At 74.3% G+C, this 1,907-nt stretch carries 2 protein-coding genes; both read right to left on the bottom strand.

Translation table 11 applies throughout. The features are described 5' to 3' along the window. Window positions 1–69: 69 nt before the first annotated feature. Window positions 70–762: an isocitrate lyase/PEP mutase family protein gene (locus AN218_RS29840; RefSeq protein ID WP_420856032.1), complete on the bottom strand. Its 693-nt coding sequence runs from the start codon at window positions 760–762 to the stop codon at window positions 70–72. 193 nt (window positions 763–955) lie between these two features. Further along, window positions 956–1,907 (bottom strand): metallophosphoesterase (locus tag AN218_RS29835; protein ID WP_107421610.1); only part of this gene is annotated, 952 nt, incomplete at its 5' end.

Raw genomic sequence — 1,907 nt, 5'->3', positions numbered from 1 at the left:
GGGAGACCAAGCGGTCTCCCGGCCCCTCGCGCTGCCGTGGCGAGGCTGCTTCGCCGTGCGTTCCCGGCCTCAGCCCTCGCGCAGCCCCCGCGCCATCTCCGTCACCCACGTCTGCGACCGCACCGCCAGCGCCCCGCCGAACGTGACGCGGGAGGCGCCCGCCAGGCCCAGTTCGCGTGGTGACGGGCCGCCCTCGGCGGGGGACCACGCGTTGAGCGGGACATGCGACTCCCGTGCCAGGACGCCGATGTCGGCGGCCGGTGCCAGCATCGGGTAGACGCCCTCCGGCCCCGCCGCGACATAGAGCCGGGCCCGCCTCAGCGCGTCCGCCAGCGGGTCGGCGGCCCCGCGCAGATAGCTGTCGATGCGGGCGTTGACGAACAGCCGCCCCGCGGCGGCCTCGTGGACCTCCGCGAGGAAGTCCGCCTGCCGCCGGGGATCGATCAGTTCACCGTCCGCCGAGTCCTCCAGGTTGCATCCCACGGCGCCGCTCTCCAGCAGCCGTTCGACGATCTCCGCGGGCGGCAGCCCGTAGCCCCGTTCGACGTCCGCCGTGACCGGGACGTCGACGGACCGTACGATCCGCGCGACCGCCGCGAACATCTCGTCCGCCGGAGTCTCACCGTCCGCATAGCCGAGGGAGAGCGCGACGCCGTGGCTGGGCGTGGCCAGAGCCTCGAAGCCCGCGTCCGCGAAGGCGCGGGCGCTCGCCGCGTCCCACGGGCCGGGCAGCACGAGCGGAATCGCCGGCGGCGCGGCCATGGTGCAGGGCCCGCAGGCGCGCCACGCCGCGCGCGTCCGCCGCCGCCCCTGCTCCCGCATCGTCCTGCGGATGAGTCGTCGTCATGCGGTGGACTCTACGGGCGACGACCGACAGCGGCCCGCCCACCGGGAGTTGGTCACCGGGAGTTGGCCCGATGCTCCTCCGGCCAGGCCGTCCGGCGCACGCCTCTCGTCAGGTCTGCTTCGACGCCAGCCGTACGACCGTCACGTCCGGGTCGGCGCCCACCCGTACCGGCGGCCCCCACGCGCCCGCGCCCCGCGTGACGTAGAGCTGGGTGTCGCCGTAGCGGTCCAGGCCCGCGACCGTCGGGTTGGCGAGCGCGACGACCGCGTGGAACGGGAAGATCTGCCCGCCGTGCGTATGTCCCGAGAGCTGCAAGTCAACGCCGTACTCCACCGACTCGTGGATCTGCACGGGCTGATGGGCGAGCAGCACCGACGCGCGGGAGTCGTCGCGGTCGCCGAGGGCCTTCTCGTAGTCCGGGCCCTCGCCGCTGTCCTCGCCGCTCACGTCGTTCACTCCGGCGAGGTCGAACCCGGGCAGCTCGACGCGCGCGTTCTCCAGCGGGTGCACGCCCAACTCGCGTACGTGGTCCACCCATTCGTCCGCGTCGCCGAAGTACTCGTGGTTGCCGGTCACGAAGTACGAGCCGTCACGGGAGCGCAGTCCGCGCAGCGGCTCGGCCGCGGGGCCCAGGTCGGCCACCGTGCCGTCGACGAGGTCGCCGACGATCGCGACCAGATCCGGCTGCGCGCTGTTGATCGTACGGACGATGCGCTCGGTGTGGGACCGGCCCAGCACCGCACCGAGATGGATGTCGCTGACGACCGCGATGCGGTAACCGTGCGCGGAGCGGGGCAACTTGGCGAGCGGCACGGTCACATGCTTGAGCGTGGGGCCGTTGAGCACGTTGTACGCGCCGCCCCCGACCGTCCCGGCGGCGGCGAGGGCCGCACCGGCGGCGACCGTACGGGCCACGAAGAGGCGCCGCGAGGTGGCGGCCGGATCGTCGGCGCCGCCGCCCCGTGTGCGCCCGGGACCGTCGTCGGGCGCCTCGGACTTCGTCGCGGTGACGGTCCCGTCCGGAGCCTCGGCCGTCTCGGGGTCCTCGGCCCGGTTGTCG

This window comes from Streptomyces nanshensis (genome assembly GCF_001751255.1).
GTDB lineage: Bacteria > Actinomycetota > Actinomycetes > Streptomycetales > Streptomycetaceae > Streptomyces > Streptomyces nanshensis_A.
This window is presented reverse-complemented; position numbering and strand designations above follow the sequence as displayed.